Below are 234 nucleotides of genomic sequence, written 5' to 3' on the forward strand. Positions count from 1 at the left end.
TGTCGCTTGCTGCTGGGACGGCTTCATCGGTGATCGCGCTGCTTGCTGTGTTGCTGCTGCCGACCGCTACTGCTTCATATTTACTGTTCGTATCGGTGACACCACTAATCGTGGCGATCAGGGATTCGGAACCTTCTTTCAAATAATCATCGGTGGCAGTGACTGTAAATGTCGTGCTGCTGCCGCCACTGACATTGACGCTCGCTGGCAATGCGCTGGTATCGACACCCGCTG

At 54.7% G+C, this 234-nt stretch carries 1 protein-coding gene; it reads right to left on the minus strand.

Features of this window, described 5'->3' with window-relative positions; translation table 11 throughout:
- Positions 1 to 234: hypothetical protein (locus ACO0KW_RS20515; RefSeq protein ID WP_423055195.1), on the minus strand; the 234-nt coding region annotated here is incomplete at both ends.

The sequence above is a fragment of the Undibacterium sp. Ji22W genome (assembly GCF_049340305.1).
In the GTDB taxonomy this organism is placed as follows: Bacteria; Pseudomonadota; Gammaproteobacteria; order Burkholderiales; family Burkholderiaceae_D; genus Undibacterium.